This window comes from Paenibacillus sp. 01T422 (genome assembly GCF_056398785.1).
In genome coordinates, this window is record NZ_JBFTQB010000398.1 from 1 (window position 1) to 5,545 (window position 5,545).

Consider the following 5,545-nt stretch of genomic DNA (forward strand, 5'->3'; position numbering starts at 1 on the left):
GTATTTTCCCTAGGCAATTGGCATGTTTAAATAAAAAAAGACCTCAAAATAAAGATCAATTTGAGCGTTTATTGCTGAGATGTTATAAGATTCGACACAACTTTCTGCATATCCATCTGCCCTTCAAACACGTGGAAGCCTACTTGCAATTTGGTATTCCCGCCTTGCTTCTCAAGCTCAGTAGCAAATGCCTTGCGATCGCTAATAAGACCGGATTTCACGAGAAGCTCACTAACAGCGGTTGCATCGAGACTTGGCTGCACATAGATAACCGTTCTAACAACTGTATCTACTTTATTAGGCAGATCTTGAGGCTTAGCCGCAGCTAGTTTGTCCGCTTCTTCCTTCACCTTTTTCTGAACAGAAGCATCTACTTCAGCTTGCGTATACATTTTGGTGCCTAAATCAAAAACTTGATAGTACTTAGTGGCTTCCTCTTTCAATTTCTGAGGATCCATTTCATCAAGAGATAAGCCTGATTTACCCGGTGCGCTTGCCCGAACTGACATCATTTGCAGCAACAACGCGCCAACTATGATCCCAGTTCCTATACCTAAAATATACGAACGATTTTTAAGCACGGGTCTGCTCCTCCTGTCGGGAAAGCTGTAGAATCAAACTTACCTCACCTTTATTCATCCCCAATTTCTTGGCGATAGCTTCAACGCCTTTACCTTGATCATGTAGAGAAAATAGCTCAGCATATCGGCTTTTCATACTCAAACCTACATAAACAGGTTCTTCTTCAGAAATAGGTGATTCTACGACCAATGTAGATCCCACGAATTGCGGATCTCCCGCGGCTGCCTGTTGCCGATATGCTAGATCAACGGTAGGAATTGAAGCTAAATTTCCTGGATCTTTGACATGCACTTTGGTCAGCTCTTGTGATAGCTCGTGTTTCTGCTTCTCCAAAGTTTCCAGCCTGCCTGCCAGCTTTGCAAGTTCAACCTCGTAATCTTGTTTGGTTTTCGAAAATAGATCCAGCAGCGACTGATTTTGCTCATCCATCTCTGCAGCAAAATGTTCTATCGTTTCCTCGATCTCCTGAACGACAGTCATCTTACCAGAGGTTGCCACTTGTTCCTTAGGCAAAAAACGTGCATAAACAATCACAACTAGCCCTAAAAGCACCACATACATCCACGGCTGCATAGCCACTTATGTTCACCTTTTTCTATAAATGAAATAACGCCCTTATAAAGATAAATCAATATGATGCCCTTTGTACGGATGATTCGGTTGATGTTCAGGTTCTGAAGAGGCTGATAACGAAGCCTTAATATTCTTAGACTTCCTCTCTGCCATCTGCTGCTTCTGCCCACCATGATCATTAATGTCAGCCCTAGCGCTTTCTTCAAGCTTACTGCTGCGGTGCCGATCTTTTTCAGTAGATTGGGCAGCCTGATTCTCTAAGATAGTTTCATCTTGGCGAGGTTTCTGCATCAATTGATTTTGGCGAATTCCCGCCTCATCGTTCTTGTGTACAGCGAACTGTAAATCGATGGCTTTAAAACTCATCGCTTACCCACTCCTTCACTCACACGTAGGCACTCATTGAAATATCTCCGTCGTGCAAACGGAACGTCATTCGATTCGTCGAGTCTTTGATGAATTTGGTGTAGCGGCCAATGACAATCTTAGTTCCTCCGTAAACAGTCGACAAAACTTCAACCTTCGCTGATTCGGAATCTTCTAGTGATTTTTCAATTTCAAGAATACGTTCCTTGATCGTATTTTGCTCTTCGATACCTTGCTTTTTCGTGTGGTTCAGCTTAACGCGCATGGCTAGTTTATCTGGAGTGAGTTGACCCGCAGCCGCCAAGGAATCCAATAACGAGAGGGCTTTATCTGTTTTGTCCATATTCTCCATAAAGACCCTCAGTTGATTTCGCAAATGTATCATTTCATTACGGAGCTCCGGCAATACTCCCACTTCAATGACAGTTGTGGTTGACATGGAATTACCGATTGTGCGTGCAGTCACACGTTCTCCAGCTTGTATGGTGCCACCAACGATGAGTCCCTTTGCCCCATTACAACTAACTGCTTTGCCAGCTCGAATGGTTGAATGCATGATGCTCTGTGAAACTTTCAACTCACCTAACACTTCAACAGTCGCATCTTGAATAAAAGAACTCTTTACATTTTTACCAGCTTTCACAAAAGCTTTATTTTGACCTACAATACCGGCGTTTATCTCAATCGACCCATCTGCTTCAAGCTCAGCTGCTTCTACGCCTCCAGTGACGCGAATATCGCCTGCAGCACGAATTTTGAATCCAGGTAACACATTGCCGCGGACAACAACAGTACCGATAAAATCAATATTTCCGATATGATAATCCACATCTCCATTCACTTCATAAACAGGAAATACGTTAATCTTATCCCGATCGGTTTTTACAACCATCCCATCAATCAAGGCATATAGCCCCTTTTGCTCGGCGTCTGCAATCACATTTTTACCTATTTTAAAACGGGCTTCTTTCCCAGCTTTCGTAAAAATCGTCTCACCGGTTACCGCACGTCCCGCAGTGCCTTCAGTAGCTAAGTAACGCTGCCCGATAAGCTGCCCTTTTTTCACATTATGTAGGGATACCACTTCTTTATAATTTACCCTGCCGTCATCCAGCTCTTGAGGTTTTTTGTCATTCTCATCAAAATCAAAAATATAAGAAATATAGCCGTTAGCACCTGGTTCTGCCTTCGTCCCAATAGCGATAACTAGTTTTTGCTGATAAAAAGATTTAAGATTTGCTGCTATTTGAGCAAGCAATGGTCGATTCAAACCATGTATAATGCGGTTTTTCTGAGCTAATTCTTCTAATTGAGCAGCTGTTACTTGTAAAGTATCGTCTATATTATTAATAAGTAGAAATGCTGACAATTTATCATCCGAGATGGAAATACTGATGTAAAAATCTAAAGGCATGTTCCTCTCAAGCATGGAATTCCACCCTTCAACTTTAGCAAGTTTATGTTAAGTATCTTGAAACAACTGATTCTTAAATCGGCTAAGTACACCCTTTAAACGAAGAATCGCTTTTGAATGTAGTTGCGAAATGCGCGAAGGAGATAAGCTCATGACTTCAGCGATTTCACTTAAAGAGAGTTCCTCGAAATAAAATAACGAAACCACAGTACGTTCCTTCTCTGTTAAACGTTCAATAGCTTTGGCTAGCGACTCTTTCAAATAAAACTCATTCACTTGAAATTCCGGGTTTTTAGCCTTTTCATCAACAAGTAAAGAAAGCCGTGTTTCCGAATCCTCTTCCCGAATGGGATCATCGATCGAACACACCGTCGTAATAGAAATATCTTGAAGCATCTGTTGGAAATCTTGCTCACTGACCTGCAAGTATGCGCTGATCTCGGCATCCGTCACAGAACGAAGATACTGTTGTTCAAGCTTTTGGTAGGCATCTTCAACTTTTTTGGCCTTCTCTCTAACAGAGCGCGGGACCCAATCTCCTTGCCTGAGTCCATCGATGATGGAACCACGGATTCGCCAGGATGCATAAGTTTCGAATTGTAATCCGCGGGCATAATCAAATTTCTCCACGGCATCAATAAGACCCATCACGCCATAGCTGGACAGGTCCTCTTTCGAGACGCTTTTGGGTAGTCCAATGGCTAGACGTCCTGACACATAATCGACTAAAGGCAAGTAACTCTCAATCAGTGCCTGCTTAGCGGGAACCCAGCCGTCTTCCTTCCACTGCTTCCATAAGTCGAAATTCGCTAGTTGTGATTGCTTTTGTTCGATCATGATTTACGTTTCACCATCCTTAGTCTTCTGACATTCGCCTTAGGGCACCCGCCAGTTGTTCAGGGTCCAGATTATTCTTGGTGACTAACTTAGGTGGATTCAGTGGTGAAAATTGCATGTCAGCTGATGACGGCGTATGATTATTGCCTAAGCTAGCTTTCAACAGTTCACGTGTTTCCTCATCTTCTTCTGGAGTCGTCAAATCCAAAGTTTGACCAACCGCTGAATCCGACGTCAAATTCGCATGTTGTGCAGTTCCTGCCGCGTGTTCAGCCCCAATCATCAGACCTAACACCCATCGAAAGCCAAAGGTAAGAATAAATAAAATAAGAAAACTGTATACACTTTTCAGGCAGGAAGTTAGCAATAAATTATTGCCAATCGATAAACCAAAAGTTAATAAACCTGCCAACCCTGCTACAATGAAATTTATTCGAATGGTACCAATCATCATTAAATTTCTTTCACTCCTAATTGGACGCTTCGAATGACTAGAATGCCGGTTTCACTATTAAATTCTATCGTTCGACCGTAATTCGCACCAGTATCCTCTGCACGAATTGGAATCCTGTATTTATTCAACATATCTTTACAGGATTCAACATTTCTCGGGCCAATTCTCATCGTATCATTATTTCCAGCAAATGCAAACATCTGGGCACCGCCTGCAAGCTTAGCTTCAAGCTTGCTAATGCTGGCTCCGAGCTGCTCCATTCTGGAGATTAACTCAGGAATTGCGGTATCCGCATATTTCGCAATGTTTAAGGAACCTTCGCGAGCGATTTCAGAAGATGGTAGCATGACATGTGCCATTCCAGCTACTTTCACACGGCTATCATAAAGCGTAACCCCTACACATGAGCCTAAACCTGTTGTTTTCAACACACCTGTAAGGTGAGCAACATTCAAGTCAGCCATGCCAACTTTAATCAAATTATCCTGGGTCATGAAGAATCTACTCCTAATGCCGAAAATATTTTGCCAAACGATTCCGGATCAGGAATTAGGAAGAAATGTCCTTGTACTTCATTTTCCCCTTCCATAAATTTGGTATCGATGAGGAGCGCCTGATCACCCATTTGACCAAATTGCAATAAACCATAACTTAATATGGCTCCTGCCATATCGATCGCTAATGCTGGGACTGTAGGCTGCATATTCAAGTTAGTAAAATCAGCAAGAGAAGAAAGATAGGAACCGGCAAGGATGTTACCTATTTCGTTTAAAGCAGATAACTCTAGCTCCGAGTATTCTTCTTGATCTTCAATTTTCAAACCAATCAGGTCCCGCAGTATGTTCTTAGCGGCATCTAAATTGAGGATAAAGAACATATTCCCAGGAGCGTCTCCTTCTACCCGTAAGAAAATGGCCAGAACAACCGTCTCAGCCCCGCCAACACTTTCACAAATTTCTTCAAAAGGAAGCATTCTGACTTTTGGTACAAGCATATCAATCGGTTTATCCAATAGCGTAGATAGGGCGGTAGCAGCATGCCCCGCGCCTATATTGCCAACTTCCTTGAGAACATCCATTTGAAAATCTGCCAACTGACTAAAAACGTCCACAAGCTAGTCCTCTAATCTTTCTAACTGTAGAATTTCGTTACGGTCCAAGACCTGCTCTAAGTTAAGCAGCACTAGCAATCTTTCCTCACCAACGCGCGCAATTCCATCCAAATACTTCGCTTTGATCCCGCCAACAATCTCTGGTGGAGTATCAATATTATCGGTGTCCAGATCAATGACGTCATTGGCTGAATCTACGATTAAGCCC

General features: G+C 42.6%; 9 protein-coding genes. All 9 read right to left on the minus strand.

Going from position 1 to position 5,545, the window contains the following annotated elements:
- Positions 1-68 precede the first annotated feature (68 nt).
- Positions 69-581: a hypothetical protein gene (locus tag AC1DUA_RS21255; protein ID WP_477501672.1), complete on the minus strand. Its 513-nt coding sequence runs from the start codon at positions 579-581 to the stop codon at positions 69-71.
- On the minus strand, positions 574-1,161 hold the full coding sequence (locus tag AC1DUA_RS21260; RefSeq protein WP_477501673.1) for a hypothetical protein: 588 nt from the start codon (positions 1,159-1,161) through the stop codon (positions 574-576). Before AC1DUA_RS21260 ends, AC1DUA_RS21255 begins: the two co-directional genes overlap by 8 nt.
- A gap of 36 nt (positions 1,162-1,197) precedes the next feature.
- A complete protein-coding gene (locus tag AC1DUA_RS21265) occupies positions 1,198-1,521 on the minus strand; it encodes a hypothetical protein (RefSeq protein ID WP_477501674.1) in 324 nt (107 codons plus the stop codon).
- A gap of 19 nt (positions 1,522-1,540) precedes the next feature.
- Positions 1,541-2,950 (minus strand): DUF342 domain-containing protein, encoded by a 1,410-nt coding sequence (locus tag AC1DUA_RS21270; RefSeq protein WP_477501675.1) that lies wholly within the window; start codon positions 2,948-2,950, stop codon positions 1,541-1,543.
- Between the two features lie 33 nt (positions 2,951-2,983).
- The gene (locus AC1DUA_RS21275) at positions 2,984-3,772 is read right to left on the minus strand and encodes a FliA/WhiG family RNA polymerase sigma factor (RefSeq protein ID WP_477501676.1); all 789 of its coding nucleotides are present in this window, start codon (positions 3,770-3,772) and stop codon (positions 2,984-2,986) included.
- Between the two features lie 19 nt (positions 3,773-3,791).
- On the minus strand, positions 3,792-4,226 hold the full coding sequence (locus AC1DUA_RS21280; protein ID WP_477501677.1) for a hypothetical protein: 435 nt from the start codon (positions 4,224-4,226) through the stop codon (positions 3,792-3,794).
- Positions 4,226-4,720 carry a chemotaxis protein CheD gene (locus tag AC1DUA_RS21285; RefSeq protein WP_477501678.1) on the minus strand — a complete coding sequence of 165 codons (495 nt, stop codon included), beginning with the start codon at positions 4,718-4,720 and terminating at the stop codon, positions 4,226-4,228. The genes AC1DUA_RS21280 and AC1DUA_RS21285 overlap by 1 nt, the downstream gene beginning before the upstream one ends.
- On the minus strand, positions 4,717-5,304 hold the full coding sequence (locus AC1DUA_RS21290) for a chemotaxis protein CheC (RefSeq protein ID WP_477501680.1): 588 nt from the start codon (positions 5,302-5,304) through the stop codon (positions 4,717-4,719). The genes AC1DUA_RS21285 and AC1DUA_RS21290 overlap by 4 nt, the downstream gene beginning before the upstream one ends.
- Before the next feature lie 36 nt (positions 5,305-5,340).
- Positions 5,341-5,545, minus strand: a 205-nt coding sequence (locus AC1DUA_RS21295) for a chemotaxis protein CheW (protein WP_477501679.1), incomplete at its 5' end; no start/stop codon positions are given.

What these genes read in the sequence shown, in the direction of transcription:
- AC1DUA_RS21265 (WP_477501674.1), bottom strand. Translation starts at nt 1,521, where the DNA reads ATGAGTTTTAAAGCCATCGATTTACAGTTCGCTGTACACAAGAACGAT.
- AC1DUA_RS21270 (WP_477501675.1), bottom strand. Translation starts at nt 2,950, where the DNA reads ATGCTTGAGAGGAACATGCCTTTAGATTTTTACATCAGTATTTCCATC.
- AC1DUA_RS21275 (WP_477501676.1), bottom strand. Translation starts at nt 3,772, where the DNA reads ATGATCGAACAAAAGCAATCACAACTAGCGAATTTCGACTTATGGAAG.
- AC1DUA_RS21280 (WP_477501677.1), bottom strand. Translation starts at nt 4,226, where the DNA reads ATGATGATTGGTACCATTCGAATAAATTTCATTGTAGCAGGGTTGGCA.
- AC1DUA_RS21285 (WP_477501678.1), bottom strand. Translation starts at nt 4,720, where the DNA reads ATGACCCAGGATAATTTGATTAAAGTTGGCATGGCTGACTTGAATGTT.
- AC1DUA_RS21290 (WP_477501680.1), bottom strand. Translation starts at nt 5,304, where the DNA reads ATGGATGTTCTCAAGGAAGTTGGCAATATAGGCGCGGGGCATGCTGCT.